The 21,880-nt window shown below is 71.0% G+C and carries 1 protein-coding gene and 1 pseudogene; both read left to right on the top strand.

The features are described 5' to 3' along the window. Positions 1-45 precede the first annotated feature (45 nt). Positions 46-9,230: pseudogene (locus ACZ1DY_RS08000) on the top strand (amino acid adenylation domain-containing protein); the annotation flags it as partial. Between the two features lie 622 nt (positions 9,231-9,852). Then, on the top strand, positions 9,853-21,819 hold the full coding sequence (locus ACZ1DY_RS08005; RefSeq protein WP_465484024.1) for a non-ribosomal peptide synthetase: 11,967 nt from the start codon (positions 9,853-9,855) through the stop codon (positions 21,817-21,819). The last annotated feature ends 61 nt before the right edge of the window (positions 21,820-21,880 follow it).

Here is a 21,880-nt window from a genome sequence, read left to right on the forward strand (position 1 = left end):
GCAGCGCAGGCCGCACCGACGGTGCTCGATCTCTTCGCCAGGCAGGTGGACCGGGCCCCCGGCGCGGTGGCCGTGGTAGACGGGGACCGGATCCTGACCTACCGCGAGCTCGACGAACTCGCGGGCAGGCTGTCCGGCCGGTTGGCCGCCCGTGGCGCCCGCCGGGTCGCGGTGATGCTCGACCGCTCGGCGGATCTGCTGGTGGCGCTGCTCGCGGTCTGGAAGGCGGGCGCGGCGTACGTGCCGGTGGACGCCTCGTACCCCGCGCCGCGGGTGGCGTTCATGGTCGCGGATTCGGGTGCGTCCCTGATGCTGTGCTCGGCCGGGACGCGCGACAGCGTCCCGGACGGGATCGAGGCGATCACCGTCGCCGACGAGGCGGGCGACGTCGCGGTGGTTCCGGCGAGCCCGGAGGACCTGGCGTACGTGATGTACACGTCCGGCTCCACGGGGAAGCCGAAGGGCGTCGCCGTCCCGCATTCGAGCGTCGCGGAGCTGGTCGGGGATCCCGGCTGGGCGATGGGCGCCGACGACGCGGTCCTCATGCACGCGCCGCATTCCTTCGACGCGTCCCTGTGCGAGATCTGGGTGCCGCTGGTGTCGGGCGCCCGGGTGGTGATCGCCGCGCCGGGGCCGGTGGACGCCCGACGGCTGCGGGAGGCCGTCGCGGGCGGGGTGACGCGGGCGCATCTCACCGCCGGCAGTTTCCGTGCGGTGGCGGAGGAAGCGCCGGAGTCGTTCGCGGGGCTGCGCGAGATCCTGACCGGCGGCGACCTGGTGCCCGCGCACGCGGTGGACCGGGTGCGCCACGCCGCGCCCGGCGCGCGGATCCGGCATCTGTACGGGCCGACGGAAACGACCCTGTGCGCCACCTGGCACGTGCTCGAACCGGAGGACGACCCGGTGGCGGTCCTGCCGATCGGGCGTCCGCTGTCCGGGCGGCAGGCCTGGGTGCTGGACGACTCGCTGCGGCCGGTCGCCCCGGACGTGGTCGGCGAGCTGTACCTGTCCGGTGCCGGGCTGGCCGACGGCTACCTCGACCGGCCAGGGCTGACGGCGGAGCGGTTCGTGGCGGATCCCTTCGCGCCGGGCAAGAGGATGTACCGCACCGGTGACCTCGCGAAATGGACACCGGACGGCGAACTGCTCTTCGCGGGCCGTGTCGACGACCAGGTGAAGATCCGCGGGTTCCGGATCGAACCCGGTGAGGTCGAAGCCGCGATGACCGCGCAGCCGGACGTCCACGAGGCCGTCGTGGTGCCGATCGACGGCCGCCTGATCGGTTACGTGGTGGCGGACGTGGAACCCGCGCTCGTCCGCGAGCGGCTTCAAGCGGTCCTGCCCGACTACCTGGTCCCGGCCGTGGTGCTGGCGGTGGCCGCGTTGCCGTTGACCGGCAACGGCAAGGTGGACCGGGCGGCGTTGCCCGCACCCGATTTCACCGCGAAGGCCGAAGGGCGCGAACCCGTCACCGAGGCGGAGCGTGTCCTTTGTGGACTGTTCGCCGAGGTGCTCGGCATCGAGCGGGCTGGCGTCGACGACGGCTTCTTCGAGCTGGGCGGGGATTCGATCCTCGCGGTGCGTGTCGCGGCCCGGGCGGCGAAGGCCGGTCTGCTGGTGACGCCGTCGCAGATCTTCGGCGAGCGGACTCCCGCGCGGCTGGCCGCGGTGGCGGGTGCCGTGGAGGACCGGCTCGTCGAGGGCCCTCTGGTCGAGCTGACCGCGGAAGACGAGACGGAACTGGCGGCCTCGGTCCCGGACGCCGTCGAGGTCTGGCCGCTCGCGCCGCTCCAGGCGGGCTTGCTCTTCCAGACCACCCTCGACGACCAGGGTCCCGACATCTACCAGACCCAGTGGATCGTGGAGCTGACCGGACCGCTGGACGTGGCGAGGCTGCGGTCGGTGTGGGAGGCGGTCTTCGCCCGGCACCCCGAACTCCGGCTGACCTTCCACCGGCTCGCGTCGGGTAAGGCGGTGCAGGCCGTCGCCGGCCGTGTCGAGCTGCCGTGGCGCGAGGTCGACCTGTCCGGCGCCGGCGATGTCGAAGAGGCCGTCAAGGCGCTGTCCGCGGCGGAACAGCGGGACCGGTTCGACCTCGCCAAGGCGCCGCTGTTCCGGCTCGTGCTGATCAAGGTCGCCGAGGACCGGTATCGGTTGCTGGTGGTGAACCACCACATCCTGACCGACGGCTGGTCGGTGGCGGTGATCCTCAACGAGGTCTCGGCGGCGTACACCTCCGGCGGCTTCCCGGACCGGACGGCCGCTTCGTACCGTGACTACCTGGCGTGGTTGGACAGGCAGGACAAGGACGCGGCGCGCGCGGCCTGGCAGGCGGAGCTGTCGGATATCGATGTGCCCGCCCTGGTCGCCAAGTCGGACACGGCGACGGACTACGACTACCGCGTCACCCATCTCGCGCCGGAGCTGTACACCCGGCTCACGGGTTTCGCCCGCGACCACGGGCTGACGCTCAACACGGTGGTGCAGGGCGCCTGGGCGCTGGTGCTGGCGCGGCTCGCGCGGCGGACCGACGTCGTGTTCGGCACCACGGTCGCCTGCCGTCCCGCCGAACTCCCTGGCGTCGAGTCGATGCCTGGGCTGATGATGAACACGATCCCGGTGCGGGTCTCGCTGGACGGCGGGCAGTCCGTTGTGGACATGCTCACCGCCCTGCAGCGGCGACAGGTCGAACTGATGCCGCATCAGCACCTGGGGCTGACGGAGATCCAGAAGACGGCCGGACCCGGCGCGATGTTCGACACGCTGCTGGTGTTCGAGAACTACCCGCGGGACTTCGCCGACCAGTTCTCGTATCTGGGCACGGTCGAAGGGACGCATTACCCGGTGACGGTCGGGGTGATCCCGGGCGAGGAGTTCCGGATCCAGCTCGCCTACTGGCGCGGGCAGATCGACGAGGCCGTCGCCGACTCCCTGCTGGATTGGTTCGCCGGAGCGCTCGAAGCGGTCGTCGAGGATCCGTCCGCGTTCGTCGGACGGACCGGCATGGGCGAGATCCCGTTGCCCCGCTGGGAACCCGCGTTGATCGACGGCGAGCCGCTGCCGGAGCTGATCGGGCGGATGGCGGCCGAGCGGCCGGACGCGGTGGCGGTCACGGACGGCGAAGGCGACCTGACCTACGCGGAACTGTGGGACCGCGCGACGAGGTTCGCCGCCGTCCTGCGGGCGGCGGGCGTCGACCGGGAGCGCCGGGTCGGCCTGGTGGCCGGACGGTCCGCGTGGTGGCTGATCGGGATGCTCGGGGTGTCGCTTTCGGGTGGCGTCTTCGTCCCGGTGGACCCCGCGTACCCGGCCGAGCGGGTGAAGCTGATCTTCGGCAGCGCGGATCCGATGCTGGTGGTGTGTCAGGGAAAGACGCGCGACGCAGTGCCGGAGGAATTCGGCGACCGCGTCGTCGTGCTCGACGAAATCGACCTGGCGGCGGCCTCGGACGTGGTCTTGCCGACGGTGGGGATGCGCGACGCGGCGTACGTGATCTACACATCGGGATCGACGGGAACCCCGAAGGGCGTGATCGTCACCTACTCGGGCCTCGGCAACCTGGCGATGGCACATATCGACCGGCTGGCCGTGACGCCGTCGTCCCGTGTCCTGCAGTTCGCGGCGCTCGGCTTCGACACCATCGTGTCCGAGGTGATGATGGCGTTGCTCTCCGGGGCGACGCTGGTGATGCCGCCGGACGAGGATCTGCCGCCGCAGGCGTCGCTGAGCGACACCCTGGAGCGGTGGGACGTCACGCACGTGAAGGCTCCGCCGTCGGTGCTGGCCACCGTCGACGTGTTCCCGGCCGGGGTCCAGACGGTGACCGCGGCGGGGGAGCTCTGCCCGCCGGGACTGGTGGACAGGCTTTCGGCCGACCGCCGGATGCTCAACGCCTACGGGCCCACCGAAACCACGATCTGCGCGACGGTGAGCATGCCGCTGGCGCCGCGCGGCGAGGTGATCCCGTTCGGCGGGCCGATCGCCGGGGTGCGCGGCTATCTGCTGGACGCGTTCCTGCGGCCGTTGCCGCGCGGAGTGGTCGGTGAGCTGTATCTGGCCGGAATCGGGGTGGCGCGGGGTTATCTGGGCCGCGCGGCGCTGACGTCGGAGCGGTTCGTCGCCGATCCGTTCGTCCCCGGTGAGCGCATGTACCGGACGGGTGACCTGGCTTATTGGACGGACGAGGACGAGCTGGTGTCCGCCGGCCGGGCCGACGACCAGGTCAAGATCCGCGGGTTCCGGGTCGAGCCGCGCGAGATCGAGTTCGCGTTGTCCGACGATCCACGGGTCACGCAGGCGACGGTGACGGTTCGCCAGGGGCGTCTGGTCGCCTACGTGTCGCCGGGCGACGTCGACCCGGAGGCGCTGCGGACCGGACTCGCCGAACGGATGCCCGCGTACATGGTGCCCGCGGCGGTGATGGCACTCGACGTCCTGCCGCTGACCGCGCACGGGAAGATCGACCGGAAGGCGTTGCCCGAACCGGATTTCTCGTCGAAGACGGTCGGCAGGGAACCGGCGACCGAGGCCGAGCGGATCCTGTGCGAGGTCTTCGCCGAGGTGCTCGGGCTGGCGCGGGTCGGGGTCGAGGACAGCTTCTTCGAGCTGGGCGGGGACTCGATCTCGTCCATGCAGGTCGCGTCCCGCGCGCGTCGCGACGGCATCGCGCTGACCCCGAAGCAGGTGTTCGAGCACCGGACGCCGGAACGGCTCGCGCAGCTGGTGGTGAAAGCGCTTGTGCCACAGCAGGAATCGAACGCGGACGGGGTTGGTGAAGTCGCGCTGACGCCGGTGATGCGGCTGTTCGGGGACGGCGCCGCGGCGCCGGGCTTCGCGCAGTGGATGGTACTGGGCGCACCGGCGGACTTGACGGAAGAGACACTGACCGCAGGGCTGACGGCGGTGCTGGACACGCACGACATGCTGCGGGCGCGGATGGTCGACGGGCGGCTGGTGGTCGGTGAGCGTGGCGCTCCCGCGGCCTTCACCCGCGTGAAGGCCGACGACAGCACGCTGGACGAAGTGGCGCGGGAGGCCGTCGCGCGGCTGGATCCCGCCGCGGGCGTGGTCGTCCAAATTGTGTGGTTGGACGCCGGACCGGACCGGGTCGGCAGGCTCGTCGTGGTGGCGCACCATCTCGTGGTCGACGGGGTCTCGTGGCGCGTCCTGGCGGCGGACCTGCGAACGGCGTGCGAGGCCGCGGCGGCCGGGCGGAAGCCGGAACTGGAGCCGGTGGCGGTGTCCTTCCGCCGGTGGGCGGGTTTGCTTCAGGAGTGGGCGGTCTCCGCCGAACGGGTCGCGGAACTCGCGGCGTGGCAAGCGATTCTCGGACAAGGCGAACAGCCGGAGCCGGCGGGCGCCGTGCGCTCGAAGTCGTGGGTGGTGCCTTCCGCCCAGACGTCGGTGCTGGCCGGGCGGGCGCCGGTGGTGTTCCACTGCGGCGTGCACGAGGTCCTGCTGGCCGGGCTCGCGGGAGCGCTGGCCCGGTGGAACGCGTCGGACTCGGTACTGGTGGACGTCGAAGGCCACGGCCGTCATCCCGCCGAGGGAATGGACCTGTCCAGGACGGTGGGCTGGTTCACCAGCACGCATCCGGTGCGCCTTGACGTCTCCGGGATCGACCTGGACGGGGTGCTCGCCGGTGACGCGGCTGCCGGGACGTTGCTGAAGGCGGTGAAGGAACAGTCGCGCGCGGTGCCCGGCGACGGGCTCGGGTTCGGATTGCTGCGCCATCTCAACGCCGAGACCGAGCCGGTGCTGGCGGCGCTGCCGTCGGCGCGCATCGGGTTCAACTACCTCGGCCGGTTCGCCGCCGGTGAGAGTGGCGAGGTGCGGGCGTGGCAGCAGGTCGGCGAGATCGGCGGCTCCATCGACGCGGACATGCGGCTGCCGCACGCGCTGGCCGTCAACATGATCGTCCAGGATCTGCCGGACGGGCCGGAACTGATCCTCATGCTCGAATGGTCGGACGACGTGTTCGACGAAGCCGGAATCGAACGACTGGTCCAGGAACTGCTGGCCGTGTTGTCCGGACTGGCCTCCCAAGCGGAAGACCCCGCCGCGGGCGGGCACACCGCATCCGATTTCGGTCTCCTCGAATTGGATCAGGACGAGATCGAGAGCTTCGAAGCATTGGCAGCGGAACTCAGCGAAGGCCGGGCATCGTGAACACTTCGACGACAACCTCTGGATCGGCACTGGCCGAAGTCTGGCCGCTTTCCCCGATGCAGGCGGGCATGCTCTACCACGCGTCCTTGGACGACGAGGCGCCCGACATCCACCTCATCCAGCAAACGCAGATCATCGACGGACCACTGGACACCGAACGGTTCCGGAAGGCCTGGGAGGTCGTCCTCGCGAGGCACGCCGCACTGCGGGCCAGCTTCCAGCGGCGGAAGAACGGCGAGACGATCCAGCTCATCCCACGCGAGGTCAAACTTCCGTGGGCCGAACGTGATCTGTCCGGTCTGTCCGAAGTGGACGCACTCGCCGAGGTGGACGCGATCGCGGAGAAGGAACGCTCCACGCGGTTCGACCTCACACGGCCGCCGCTGCTGCGGCTGATGCTGATCCGGCTCGGCCCGGACAAGCACTGCCTGGTGACCACGAGCCATCACCTGCTCATCGACGGCTGGTCGCGGGCGCTCATCGAGGCGGATCTCCTGGAGGTCTACGCGACGGGTCGCGTCGCGCGTGCCCCGGGTTCCTACGGGAATTACCTCGCCTGGCTGGGAAAGCAGGACAAGGAGGCCGCCAAAGCGGCGTGGCGCGCGGAATTGGACGGGGCCGACGGAACGTCGCTCGGGTTGCCGGAAACGCCGGGGAAGGCGCACGGACTGCCGTCGAGCGAGGTGGTCCGCCATTCGCCGGAGTTCACCTCCGCGCTGGCCGAGTTCGCCCGCCGCAACGGGCTGACGGTCAACACGCTCGTGCAGGGCGCGTGGTCGCTGGTGCTGGCGAGGCTGGCGCGACGTCAGGACGTCGTGTTCGGCGCGGTGGTCTCCGGGCGGCCCGCCGAACTGCCCGGCGCGGAGCAGACCGTGGGGTTGTTCATCAACACCGTGCCGGTCCGGGTGCGGTTGGACGCCGCCCAGCCGGTCTTGCGGATGCTGACGGAGCTGCAGGGACGGCAGTCGGAGATGATGGCGCACCACCATCTCGGCCTGCCGGAGATCCAGAAGCTGGGCGAAGCGGGTTTCGACACGATCGTCGTGTTCGAGAACTACGCCGATCCGGCGACCGGCTCGGCGTCCGAGCTGAGCCTGACCCTGCGGGACTTCAACCAGGCGACGCCGTACGCGATGACCCTCGGTGTCATGCCGGGCGAAAGCCTTGAGATCGAACTGCAGTATCACGCCGTCGAAGCGTCCGTCGCCAAGGCGGCGCTGAACGGGCTCACCCTCGTGCTGGAGCGGATCATCGCGGCGCCGGGGACACCGGTCGGCAGGCTGGACGTGCTGGACGACGCCGGCCGCGAGCTGGTGGTCGAGCGCTGGAACGAGACGGACGACATCGTGGACGCGTCGTCGGCGGTGGAGCTGTTCGGCCGCCAGGTGGCAGCGACCCCGCACGCGACGGCGGTCGTGGCCGCGGACCGGGAGTATTCGTTCGCGGAACTCGACGAATGGTCCGGCAAGCTCGCTACGGTCCTGATCGCCCGGGGGGTGCGCCGGGGCGACTGTGTCGGTGTCGTGGTCGAGCGGTCAGCGGAACTGCTGGCGGCCTGGCTCGCGGTGTGGAAGGCCGGGGCGGTGTACGTGCCGATCGATCCGGACTATCCAACCGAGCGGGTCACGTTCATGCTGGAGGATTCCGCGGCGGCCGCGGTGGTGTGCCGGGCCGGGACCGCGACGCCGTCCGGGTATCCGCGGATCCTCGTGGACGATCCGGTCGAGGGCGAGGCGTCCCTGGTCCCGGTCGGGGCGCACGATCTGGCGTACGTGATGTACACGTCCGGCTCGACCGGAACGCCGAAGGGCGTGGCCGTCCCGCACGGCGCCGTCGCGGCGCTGCTGGGCTACCGGGTGTGGGATCTGCACCCCGGTGACGCCGTGCTGATGCACGCGCCGCACACGTTCGACCCGGCGTTGTACGAGGTCTTGGTGCCGCTCGTGGCGGGGGCGCGGGTGATCCTCGCCGGTCCGGGCGTGATCGACGCGGACACCCTTGCCGCGCACGCGGCGCGAGGCCTCACGTCGGTGAACTTCACCGCGGGCCAGTTCCGTGCGCTGGTGCAGGAGAAGCCGGACTGTTTCGCGGGGCTGCGCTACTTCCAGACCGGCGGGGACGTAGTGCCGCTCGGCGCGGTGGAGCGGGTGCGGCAAGCGTGCCCGGACCTGCGTGTCCTGCACACCTACGGCCCGACGGAAACGACGTTCTGCGCGTCGTGGAAGGTGATCCGGCCGGGTGACGAGCTGGGTTCGACGCTGCCGATCGGCAAACCGCATCCGGGGCGGCGGCTGTACGTGCTGGACGTCTTCCTGCGGCCGCTGCCGCCGGGCGTCGCGGGCGACCTGTACATCGCGGGCGCCGGGGTGGCGCACGGTTACCTCGGCCGGACCGCGTTGACGGCCGAACGGTTCGTCGCCGATCCTTTCGCGCGCGGCGAGCGGATGTACCGGACGGGCGACCTGGCGTACTGGAACGACGAAGGCGAGCTGGTCTTCGCCGGGCGCGCGGACACGCAGGTCAAGATCCGCGGCTATCGCGTGGAACCGGGTGAGGTCGAGGCGGTGCTGGCGGACCAGCCGGGCGTCGACCAGGCGGTGGTGGCGGTCCGCGACGGACGGCTGATCGGCTACATCGTGTCCGGCGCCGGGGTGGACCCGGTGCGGCTGCGCGACCGGATCGCCGGGCTGCTGCCGGAGTACATGGTGCCGTCGGTGGTGATGGCGCTGGCCGCGCTGCCGGTGAACGCGAACGGGAAGGTCGACCGGAAAGCGTTGCCGGAGCCCGATTTCAGCGGGCATATCGCCGGCAGGGAACCGGTCACCGAGATCGAGCGGCTGCTGTGCGAACTCTTCGCCGAGATGCTCGGGCTGGAACGGGTCGGCGCGGACGACAGCTTCTTCGAGCTGGGCGGGGATTCGATCGTCTCGATGCAGCTGGCGGCGCGGGCGCGGCGTGAGGGGATGACCTTCGGCGCGCGGGAGGTCTTCGAGTACCGGACGCCGGCGGGGCTCGCGTCGTTCGTCGAACTGGGGGAGGAGCCGGACGAGGTGCCCGCGGCGCGGAAACCCGCCGCCGACTTCGAACTGGTCGACCTGGGTAAGGACGAGATCGAGGAATTGGAGTCGGAGTTCGACACCGTTTAGGGGCTGCGGTTCGCGTTGGGGTCGTGAGTGGCGTTTCGGGTTCTAACCCGAAACGCCACTCACGACCCCCTTTTCGCTTTCCGGCGGCGTGTGTTGGGTGTCGCGAAAGCCACTTTCGGGACATCAGGCGTCGCGAAAGTGGCTTTCGCGACGCGGGGCCGGCCAGGTGAGGGGTTGCGAAAGCCACTTTCGGAACGTTGAAGGTTGCGAAAGTGGCTTTCGCAACACCCCGGCCTGAGGTGAGCTGGCGTGAAGGGGACTTTCGCCGCATCGGACGCGGGGAAAGTCCCCCTCGCTCCTGGCGTCCCTGGGTGCGGTGACGTTCAGTAGGAAGTGTGTGGAAATAGGGACACTCAACGTCCCTGTTTCCACACACCCCCGCGTTCACGAGAGGGAAACGGGGCCCGTTGGACATGTTGTCCGGGTCGGCCCTTCGGGCGACGATTCGGTGGGGGGACATGCCGCATTCGACGTCGGCGCCTCGACTTCGCGCAGGACGGGATTCGCCGAAGAACTTCGCTGATCGAGGGAGATATTGATGGCTCAGTCGCGGATCGAGGACATCTGGCCGCTGTCGCCGTTGCAGGCAGGGCTGGTCTTCCACGCGGTCTACGACGGTGACGGGCTCGACGTCTACATCGGACACTGGGTCCTGGAGCTCGACGGCCCTGTGGACGCGGCGAGGCTGCGCGCGGCGTGGGAGGCGTTGCTGGCGCGGCACGCGTCGCTGCGCGCCTGCTTCCGGCAGCGCAAAACCGGCGAGACGGTGCAGATCATCGCCCGGCAGGTGGAACTGCCTTGGCGCGAAATCGACCTGTCCCACCTCGAAAACCCCGATGCGGCCGTACGGGAGCTGGCCGAGGAGGACCGGACGAAGCGGTTCGACCTCGCGACGGCGCCGTTGCTGCGGCTGACGTTGATCCGGCTCGGCGACGACAGCCACCGCCTCGTGGTCACCTGCCATCACGCGATCATGGACGCCTGGTCGCTGCCCATCGTGTTCGACGAGCTGTCGGCGCTGTACGCGGCGGCGGAGCTGCCGGAAGTGACGCCGTACCGCGAATATCTCGCGTGGCTGAGCCGTCAGGACAAGACGAAGGCGCTCGCGGCCTGGACGAACGAACTCGGTGACCTCGAAGCGCAGACCCTGGTGGCGCCCGCCGATCCGGGACGCGCGCCAGGCGTGCCCGAGAGCGTCACGGTCGAGCTGCCCTCGGAGCTCACGCGCTCGCTGGAGGACCTGGCCCGCGGCAACGGATTGACGCTCAACACGGTCGTGCAGGGCGCGTGGGCGATGGTGCTCGCGCAACTGACCGGACGCACGGACGTCGTGTTCGGCGCGGTCGTTTCGGCGCGCCCGCCGGATCTGCCCGGCGTGGAAGGAATGGTGGGGCTGTTCCTCAACACCGTCCCGGTGCGCGCGCGGCTTCGCGGTTCGGCGCCGGTCGTCGAGATGCTGGCGGAGCTGCAAAGACGGCAGTCGGCGCTGATCCCCGACCAGTTCGTGGGGCTCGCGGACATCCAGCAGGCCGCCGGACCCGGCGCGAGCTTCGACACCATGATCGTCTTCGAGAACTTCCCGCGCGAGCTCGGCGGGCCGGATTCCGCCGCGCCCTTCGGCATTCGCGTGAATCAGGGCCAGGAGGCGGCGCACTACCCGCTGACGCTGGTCGCGGTCCCCGGTGAGTCGATGCTCGTCAAACTCGACTACCTCACGGACCTGTTCGACGAGGCCGCCGCGCGAAACATCGTCGAGCGGTTCACCGGCGTGCTGCGCCAGCTGTCGCGTGACCTCACCGTCGCCGACATCGACGTCACCACCGCGGCCGAGCGCGAAGCGGTCGTCCGGTGGGGTGTGTCGGCCGAGGCCGAACCGAACGTTCTGGCACCGGATCTGTTCTCGCGTCAGGACGAAAGCGCGGTCGCCGTCGTCGCCGGCGACGAAACGCTGACGTACGGCGAGCTGGCCGAGCGGGCCGAACGGCTCGCGGGGTACTTGAGCGGCAAGGGAGTCCGGCGCGGCGACCGGGTCGCCGTCGTGATGGACCGGTCGCCCGAGCTGATCGCGACCCTGCTCGCGGTGTGGAAGGCGGGCGCGGCGTACATCCCGCTGGACCCCGCGTACCCGGCGGAACGCGTGAAGTTCATGCTGGCGGACGCCGAGCCGTCGGCGGTCGTGTGCACGGAAGCGCACCGGGACGCCGTCCTGGACGGCGGTCTCGCACCGATCGTCCTCGACGATCCCGAGACCCGGCGGGCGGTCGCGGAGTCCGCCCGGCTGTCGATCGGCGCCACGGCGGACGATGTCGCGTACGTGATGTACACGTCGGGCTCGACGGGCATGCCCAAGGGTGTCGCGGTGTCGCACGGCAACGTCGCGGCGCTGGTCGGCGAACCGGGCTGGGACGTCGGCCCCGGCGACGCGGTGCTCATGCACGCCTCGCACGCTTTCGACATCTCCCTGTTCGAGCTGTGGGTGCCGCTGGTCTCGGGCGCCCGGGTGGTGCTCGCCGGATCGGGTGCGGTGGACGGCGCGGCGCTGGCGAGCTACGTGGCGGACGGCGTCACGGCGGCCCACCTGACGGCCGGGAGTTTCCGGGTGCTGGCGGAGGAGGCACCGGAGTCGGTCGCCGGGCTTCGCGAGGTGCTGACCGGTGGTGACGCGGTGCCGCCGGCGGCGGTCGAGCGGGTGCGGCGGACCTGCCCGGACGTACGGGTGCGGCATCTCTACGGGCCGACCGAGGCCACGCTGTGCGCGACGTGGTGGGTGCTCGAACCCGGTGACGAGATGGGATCGGTGCTGCCGATCGGCCGTCCGCTCGCGGGGCGGCGGGTCTACGTGCTCGACGCGTTCCTGCGGCCCGTGCCCGCGGGGCTGCCGGGTGAGCTGTACGTCGCCGGAGCCGGTGTGGCGCAAGGCTATCTGGGCCGTTCGACGCTGACGGCCGAGCGCTTCGTCGCGGATCCGTTCGTGCCCGGCGGGCGTATGTACCGCACCGGGGACCTCGCGTCCTGGACGGAGAACGGCACGCTGGCGTTCGCCGGCCGCGCCGACGACCAGGTGAAGATCCGCGGCTACCGGGTGGAGCCCGGGGAGATCGAGGTCGCGCTCGGCCGCCTGCCCGGGGTCGCCCAGGCCGTGGTGATCGCCCGTGGTGAGCAGCTGATCGGGTACGCCGTCCCCGAAGCGGGGCAGGATCTCGACCCGGCGCGCCTGAGCGGGCGACTCGCCGAGACGCTGCCCGAGTTCATGATCCCGGCCGCGATCCTGGTGCTGGACGAACTTCCGCTGACCGTCAACGGCAAGGTGGACCGGCAGACGCTCCCCGAGCCGGACTTCTCCTCGAAGGCGGCGGGCCGCGAACCCGCGACCGAGGACGAGCGAGTCCTTTGTGGAGTATTCGCGGACGTCCTGGGGCTGGAGCGGGTCGGCGTCGAGGACAGCTTCTTCGAGCTGGGCGGCGACTCGATCTCGTCGATGCAGGTGGCCGCCCGCGCCCGGCGGGAGGGGATCTCCCTGACGCCGCGGCTGGTGTTCGAGCACCGGACGCCCGAGCGGCTGGCGGCGCTGGCCAAGGAAACCGCGACACCGTCCACAGTGGAGTCAGGGGTCGGCGAGATCCCGATGACGCCGGTGATGCTCGCCCTCGGCGAGAACGCCGTGCGCCCCGGCTTCGCGCAGGCACGGGTGATCGTCACCCCTGCGCATTTCGACAAGAACACCCTGGTCAAGGCCGTGCAGGCGCTGCTGGACACGCACGATTTGCTGCGGGCGCGGGTGGAATCGGGACGGCTGATCGTGCCCGAGCCTGGTGCGGTCGACGCGGCCGCCCTGGTGACACGGGTGGTCGCGGAGAACCTGGACGAGACCGCCGAACGCGAGGTCCGGACGGCGACGGCCACGCTGGACCCGGCGGCCGGGGCGATGCTGCGCGTGGTGTGGATCGACTCTCCTGACACCGGGGAGGGACGGCTCGCGCTGGTGGCGCATCACCTGGCCGTCGACGCGGTCTCGTGGGGGATCCTGCTGCCCGATCTGCGCTCGGCCTACGAAGGCGCGGCGCTCGAACCCGTGGCGACGCCCTTCCGGCAGTGGGCGCGGCGGCTGGCCGACCAGGCGCGCGACGAGCGCACCGTGGCCGAAACGGAACGCTGGATCGCCCTCCTCGACGGCGCGGAACCGGCCGTGGAACCGAGCCCGGGCAAGACGCACTCGTGGTCCGCGACGGTGTCCGGCGACGCGGCGAACGACCTGTTGACCCGGCTGCCGGGCGCCTTCCACTGCGGGATCCAGGAAGTCCTGCTGGCGGGTCTCGCGGGCGCGCTGCGTGGAACCGGCGGCGCGGTGCTCGTGGACGTCGAAGGCCACGGCCGCGAGGCCGCCGACGGCGAAGACCTGCTGCGCACCGTGGGCTGGTTCACCAGCGTGCACCCGGTCCGCTTCGACGTCACCGCGGGGGACTTGCTGAAGACCGCCAAGGAACAGATCCGTGCGGTTCCCGGCGACGGGCTCGGCTACGGGCTCCTGCGGTACCTCAACCCCGACACCGGCGCCCGGCTCGCGGAGCTGCCGTCCGCGCAGATCGGCTTCAACTACCTCGGCCGGACAAGCCTTTCCGCCAAGGACCCGGCGTGGCAGCCGGCGGGTGAAGGGCCGCTCGGTGGTGGCCCGGACATGATCCTGGCCCACCCCGTGGAGGTCGGTGCGGAGGTCCAGGACACGCCGGACGGGCCCCGGCTGGGGCTGGCCATCGACGGCCGGGACGTCGACCCCTCCACGGTGGAACGTCTCGGGGAGGCCTGGCTGGCGACGCTGAACGCGCTCGCCGCGGATGCCGCCGCCGGCGGGCACACGCCGTCCGACTTCGCGCTCGTCGAGCTGGCGCAGCAGGACGTGACCGAGCTGGAAGCCGCGACCCCGGGGCTGACCGACATCTGGCCGCTTTCGCCGCTCCAGGAAGGCATGCTCTTCGAGCGGGCCGTCGCCGACGACGGCGTCGACGTCTACCAGAGCCAGCGGATCCTCCACCTCGACGGGCCGCTCGACGCCGAGCGGCTGCGCGCCGCGTGGAACCAGGTGGTCGCCCGGCACGAGACGCTGCGGACCGGTTTCCACCAGCTGGCTTCCGGCGAGCCGGTGCAGGTCGTCGCCGCCGAAGCGGAAATCCCTTGGCGCACGGTCGATCTGTCGCACGTCGGGGAAGCCGACGCGGCCGCGGAGATCGAACGCCTGCTCGCCGAAGACCAGGCGGAGCGCTTCGACGTGACCAAGGCGCCGCTGCTGCGGCTGATGCTGATCAAGCTGAGCCCGGTGCGGCACCGGTTCGTGCTGACGTCGCACCACGTTCTCCTGGACGGCTGGTCCACGCCGCTCGTCCTGGGTGAGGTGTCGATCGCGTACGCGGGCGGGCAGGCGCCGTCGAAGTCACCGTCCTATCGGGACTACCTGACGTGGTTGAGCCGCCAGGACGAGCAGGCGACGCAGGCGGCGTGGCGGGCCGAACTCGCCGGTTCAGACGAGCCGACCGTCGTGGACGCCGACGCGGACAAGGCGATGGTCGTGCCGGGAGAGCACGCCGAACTGCTGCCCGAGGCCGCGACGCGGGCGCTCACCGGTTTCGCCCGCGGTCACGGCCTGACGCTGAGCACGATCGTCCAGGGCGCGTGGGCGCTGGTGCTGTCGCGGCTGGCCGGCCGGACGGACGTCGTGTTCGGGACGGTCGTCTCCGGGCGTCCGGCGGACGTGCCGGACGTGGAACAGATGGTGGGGATGTTCATCAACACCGTCCCGGTCCGCGTGCGTCTCGACGGGGATCTGCCGGTGCTGGAAATGCTCCAGGATCTGCAGGCCCGGCAGTCCGCGTTGTCCGAGCACCAGTACCTGGGGCTGTCGCAGGTGCAGCGCGCGGCGGGCTCGGGCGCGGTCTTCGACACCATCGTGATGATCGAGAACTATCCGCACGACGCCGACGGTCTCGGCGACGACGGCGGGGTCGCGATCAGCGCTGTCGAGACCCGGACCGGCACCGGTTATCCGCTGACCATGAGCGTTTCGCCCGGCAAGAGCCTGCTGATCCGCGTGGCCTACCGGCCCGACCGGATCGACGCCGGGACCGCGGCCGAGGTCGCCAGGCAGGTCGTTCGGGTGCTGGAGCGCGTGTCTGCGGAGGCCTCGCTTCCCGTGGGCCGCCTCGGTGTGACCAGCGAACCGGCACGCGTGTCCGTGGTGGAGCGGTGGAACGCGACAGGCGAGGCGACGACGGGTGTCACGGTGCCGGAGCTGTTCCGGCGGCGGGCCGCGGAATCCCCCGAAGCGGTGGCGGTCGTCGACGGGGATCGCACGCTGTCCTACGCCGAACTCGACCGTGAATCCGATGGGCTGGCCGGAGGCCTGGCCGCGCGCGGAGTCCGTCGCGGGGACCGCGTCGGCGTCGTGATGGAGCGCGGCGCGGATCTGATCGTCGCCCTGCTCGCGGTCTGGAAGGCCGGTGCGGCGCAGGTTCCGGTGAACGTGGACTACCCCGCCGAGCGGATCGAGCGGATGCTGGCCGATTCCGGTGCGGTGCTGGCGATCTGCGTGGCGGCTAGCCGTGATTCGGTGCCGGACGGCGTCGAGCCGGTGGTCATGGGCGCGACGAAGCACGCGGCGCCGCCGGTCATCGTCGGCGCGCACGACACGGCTTACGTGATGTACACGTCGGGATCGACCGGCGTGCCGAAGGGTGTTTCGGTGCCGCACGGCAGTGTCGCGGCGCTCGCGGGCGACCCGGGCTGGTCGCAGGGGCCAGGAGATCGCGTGCTGCTGCACGCTTCCCACGCGTTCGACGCGTCGCTGGTCGAGATCTGGGTGCCGCTGGTGAGCGGGGCCGCCGTCGTGGTCGCGGAACCGGGCGCGGTCGACGCGCAGCGGGTGCGGGAAGCGGTCGAACGCGGTGTCACCACCATCCACCTGACCGCCGGGACTTTCCGCGTGGTGGCCGAGGAAGCGCCGGAATCCTTCACCGGGCTGCGGGAAATCCTGACCGGCGGCGACGCGGTGCCGCTCGCCTCCGTCGAGCGGATGCGCCGCGCCTGCCCGGACGTCCGGTTCCGGCAGCTGTACGGCCCCACCGAAATCACGCTGTGCGCCACCTGGCTCGTCCTCGAGCCCGGCGCCGAGACAGGCAGTGTCCTGCCGATCGGCGGACCCCTGGCCGGCAGGCAGGCGTACGTGCTCGACGCGTTCCTGCAGCCGGTGGCGCCGGGCGTGACCGGCGAGCTGTACCTCGCCGGTGCCGGTCTGGCGCACGGTTATCTGGGCGCTCCGACCGCGACGGCGCAGCGCTTCGTCGCGAACCCGTTCGCCGCCGGTGAGCGCATGTACCGCACGGGCGACCTCGCGCGCTGGACCGACGACGGCGAGCTGCTGTTCGGCGGCCGGGCCGACTCCCAGGTGAAGATCCGGGGCTACCGCGTCGAACCGGGCGAGATCGAGGCGGCGCTGACCGCGCTGCCCGACGTCTCGCAGGCCGTCGTGGTGGCGCGGGAGGAACGTCCCGGCGAGAAGCGGCTGATCGCCTACGTCACCGCGGAACCGGGACTGGAATCCGAAGCGATCCGCACCCGGCTCGCGGAGCGGTTGCCGGAGTTCATGGTGCCCGCGGTGGTGCTGGTGCTGGACACCTTCCCGTTGACCCTCAACGGAAAGATCGACCGCGCCGCCCTGCCCGCCCCCGAATTCGCCGGGAAACCGGCAGGCCGCGAACCGCGGACCGAGGCCGAACGCGTCATGACCGATCTCTTCGCCGAGATCCTCGGCCTGGACCGGGTCGGCGCGGACGACAGCTTCTTCGAACTGGGCGGCGACTCGATCCTCTCGATGCGGCTGGCCGCCCGCGCCCGGCGCGAGGACTTCGTCTTCGGTGCCAAGCAGGTCTTCGAGCAGAAGACCCCCGCGGGGATCGCGGCGGTCGCCGAGCGCGGCGTGCAGGAGGCCGAGGTCGTCGACGGTGTCGGCGAGGTGCCGTGGACGCCGGTCGTGCGGGCGCTGCTCGAACGCGATCCCGGCGCGATGTCGCGGGGCGCGCTGGCGCAGTGGGTGACGGCGAGCGTGCCCGGCGACCTTTCTCTCGAGGTGCTGACGGCCGGTCTGCGTGCGGTGATCGACACCCACGACCTGCTGCGGAGCCAGGTGATCGATTCCCGCCTGGTCGTGGCCGAACGCGGATCCGTCGACGCGGCGGCGCTGCTCCAGCGGGTCGAGGCCGGAGCCGGTGACCTCGACGAAATCGCGGAGCGCCACGCGCACGAGGCCGCCGGACGGCTTGACCCCGTCGCGGGCGTGATGCTCCAGGCCGTTTGGGTGGATGCCGGCTCCGAGGGACGGCTCGTGCTGGCCGCCCATCACCTCGCGGTCGACGTGGTGTCGTGGCGTGTCCTGCTGGCCGATCTGCAAGCGGCGTGCGAGGAACCGGTGCTCGCCCCACCACCCGTTTCGTTCCGGCGCTGGGCGCGGACGGTGGCCGATCAGGCGGCGTCGCGGACCGGGGAACTGGAGTTGTGGACGGAAATCCTCGACGGCGCGCAGGCTCGGGTCGGCGAACTCGATCCTCGGCGCGACACCATCGCGACTTCGGGGCGCAAGTCGTGGACCCTGCCGAGGGATCGCGCGAGCGTGCTCGTCGAGAAGACCACCACGGCCTTCCACTGCGGCGTCCACGAGGTACTGCTGGCGACCCTCGCCGGCGCGGTCACCCGGTGGCGTGGCGGCACCGCCGTCGTGGTGGACGTGGAAGGTCACGGCCGTCAGCCGCTCGACGGGATGGACCTGTCGCGGACGCTCGGCTGGTTCACCGACGTCCATCCGTTGAGGTTGGACACCGCCGGGGCGGACACGCCCGGCAAGTTGCTGAAGCAGGTCAAGGAAAACGTGCGAGCGGTGCCGGACGGCGGGCTCGGCTACGGGATGCTGCGGTATCTCGACGCGGAGACCGGGAAGGCGCTGGCGGCGCTGCCGTCGCCGGAGATCGGCTTCAACTACCTCGGGCGGTTCTCGGCCCGGCCCGAAGGCGACGCGGAACCCTGGCAGCTGGCCGGGACCATCGGCGGCACGGCGGAGGACGACCTGCCACTGCGGCACGCCGTCGAGATCGACGCCGTCGTGCTCGACGGGGAGTTCACGCTGACTCTGACCTGGGCGGAACGCCTGCTCACGGAGGCCGACGCGGAGTCGCTCGGCCAGGTGTGGCTCGACATGCTGACCGGGCTCGCTCGCCACACCGAGGGCGGCGCGGGCGGGCACACGCCGTCGGACTTCCCGCTCATCACGCTGACCCAGCAAGAAGTGACGGACGTCGAGGCCCTCGTACCGAGCCTGGACGACATCTGGCCGCTTTCCCCGCTGCAGGAAGGGTTGCTGTTCCACGCGGTCGACGAGCGCGGGCCGGACGTCTACGCCGGTATCCGCGACATCATCCTCGACGGGCCGCTGGACGTCGCCCGGTTCCGCGCGGCGTGGCAGACCCTGCTCGACCGGCATCCCGCGCTGCGGGCGGGTTTCCACCGCCTCGGCTCGGGGACCGCGGTCCAGGCCGTCGTCCGCGATGTTCCGGTGCCGTGGCAGGAAACCGACCTGTCCCACCTGCCCGAGGACGAGGCGCTGGCGGAATTCGAGCGGCTCGCGGCGGCATCGCACGCCGAGCGGTTCGACCTGGCGAAGGCGCCGCTGCTGCACCTGCATCTGGTGCGGTTCGGCGATCGCAGGCACCGGCTGGTGCTCAGGTCGCACCACATCTCGGCCGACGGCTGGTCGCTTCCGGTCTTCCTCGGCGAGGTGATGGCGGCGTACGAAGATGACCGGCAGCTGCCCACGCCGACGTCGTACCGCGAGTACCTCGCCTGGCTTTCCCGCCAGGACAAGGCGGCGGCCAAGGAAGCGTGGCGGACGGAGCTGGCCGGGCTCGACGAGGCGACCCACGTGGTGCCGCCGGACACGATCGCCGTGCCCATCGAGCCGGATCGCGTCCGCTTCGAACTCGATGACGACCTCAGCGGGCGCCTGATGGAGTTCACCCGGCGCCACGGCGTCACGACGAACACGCTTTTCCAAGGCGTGTGGGCACTTCTGCTGGCCAGGCTGACCGGACGGGACGACGTCGTCTTCGGGACCACGGTGGCCGGACGGCCGGTCGAGATCCCCGGGGTCGAATCCGCGGTCGGCCTGTTCATGAACATGCTGCCGGTCCGGGCGCGGCTCACCGGCGCCCAGCCGTTCCTGGAGATGCTGGCGGATCTGCAGGCACGCCAGGTCGCGCTGATGCCGCACCAGCACGTCGGGCTGACCGAGATCAACCAGCTCGCCGGCCCCGGCGCGGCCTTCGACACGATCGTGGTGTTCGAGAACTACCCGCCGCCGCCCCCGCCGTCCGACGATCCCGACGTCCTCGCCCTGCGCCCGGCGGGGATCCCGGACGACACCGGGCACTATCCGTTGTCGATCCGCGCTTCCGAAGGCGGCGGCGTGCACGGCGAGGTCATCTACCGGCCGGACGTTTTCGACCGGACGCGGATCGAGGAGATCGTCGCCTCGATCATCCGGGCGCTTGACCAGGTGGTGACCGAACCGCGGATCCCCGTCGGCCGGGTCGCCCTGATCGGGCCCGAGCAGCGCCGTCTGGTGATCGAGGAGTGGAACCGGACCGCGGTGCCGTTCGAGGCCGAGGCGCTGCCGGTGCTGTTCCGCCGTCAGGTGGAGCGGTCGCGCGACGCGGTGGCGATCGAGGACGCGAAGCGGACCCTCACCTACGGCGAACTGCTCGGCGAGGTCGAGACGCTGGCGCGGTTGCTCGTCGGACTCGGTGTCCGGCGGGAGTCCCGGGTCGGGGTGCTGGTCGAACGGTCGGCCGAACTCGTCGTGACCATGATGGGCGTGACGTTCGCCGGCGGGGCGTTCGTCCCGGTCGACCCGGACTATCCGGCCGAGCGGATCGAGCTGATGCTGACCAGTTCGGCGCCGCAGGTGCTGGTCTGCACGTCGGCCACCCGGGCGGTCGTTCCGGAGACGTTCGACGGCGAGATCCTGCTGCTGGACGAACTTCCCGCCGCGGATCCGTCGGTCGTGCTGCCGTCGGTGAAGACGACCGACGCGGCGTACGTGATCTACACGTCCGGGTCGACAGGGGTGCCGAAGGGCGTCCAGGTCACTCACTCCGGGCTGGGGAACTTGGCGACCGCGCATATCGAACGCCTCGGTGTGACGGCGTCGTCGCGGGTGCTGCAGTTGTCCGCGATCGGCTTCGACGCCATCGTTTCGGAGCTGTACATGTCCTTGCTGGCCGGTGCGACCCTGGTGCTGGCCGACGCGGAGAGCATGCCGCCGCGGGTGACCCTCGGCGACGCGCTGCGGCAGTGGGGGATCACGCATCTCACGGTGTCGCCGAGTGTGCTGGCGGTGGAGGAGGATCTGCCGGACACGCTGCGCGGCGTGCTGACCGGCGGCGAGGTGTGCACGCCCGCGCTGGTCGACCGCTGGTCGCCGGGGCGCCGGTTCATCAACGCGTACGGCCCCACCGAAACGACGATCTGCTCGACCATGAGCGCCCCGTTGTCGCCGGGACACGAGGTCGTCCCGCTCGGCGGCCCGATCCGGAACGTGAAGCACTACATCCTCGACGCGTACCTGCAGCCGGTGCCGCCGGGGGTCGCGGGTGAGCTGTACATCGCGGGTGCCGGACTCGCCCGCGGGTATCTCGGACGGCCGGGTCTGACGTCTGAACGGTTCGTCGCCGACCCGTTCACGCCGGGCGAGCGTATGTACCGCTCCGGCGACCGGTTCCGCTGGGATCCCGACGGCGAGCTGATCTTCGTCGGCCGCGTCGACGCGCAGGTCAAGGTGCGCGGCTACCGGGTCGAACCCGCGGAGATCGAGAACGTGCTGGCCGGACATCCGGGCGTCGCGCAGGTCGCGGTCGCCGTCCACCGGGACGGGCCGGGCGACAAACGGCTGGTGGCGTACGTCGTGCCCGCGGACGAGGCCGATGTTTCGCTCACGTCGGTGCTGCGCGAGATGGCGGCCGCCCGGCTGCCGGAGTACATGATGCCCGCGGCGTTCGTGGCGCTGGAGAAGATGCCGCTCACCCCGAACGGCAAGCTCGACCACCGGGCGCTCCAGGCACCCGACTTCTCCGGCCTGTCCTCCGGCCGCGACCCGCGTACGGCAATGGAGGCGAAGCTGTGTGAGCTGTTCGCGGAGGTGCTCGGCCTGGAGCAGGTCGGGCCCGACGACAGCTTCTTCGAACTCGGCGGCGACTCGATCATCTCGATGCAGCTGTCGGCCCGCGCCCGCCGCGAAGGGCTGGAACTGAGCCCGTGGCAGGTGTTCGAAGAGAAGACACCGGAACGGCTGGCGACGCTCGTCAAGGAGATCCCGCCCGAAGGCGAGGCCACCCCGGAGCCGGAGTCCGCAGGGGGATCCCTTGTGGCGCTTTCCGCTGACCAGTTGGAACAGCTTGAGGCCGGGTTGTCGTGAGTGGCGTTTCGGGTTCTAACCCGAAACGCCACTCACGACCCCCATCGCGAACGCGAGTTCA

It is taken from the genome of Amycolatopsis sp. PSD-21, assembly GCF_055561455.1.

Bases quoted from the DNA above. Each gene is read 5' to 3' on its own strand.
- ACZ1DY_RS08005 (WP_465484024.1), top strand. From the start codon at position 9,853: ATGGCTCAGTCGCGGATCGAGGACATCTGGCCGCTGTCGCCGTTGCAG.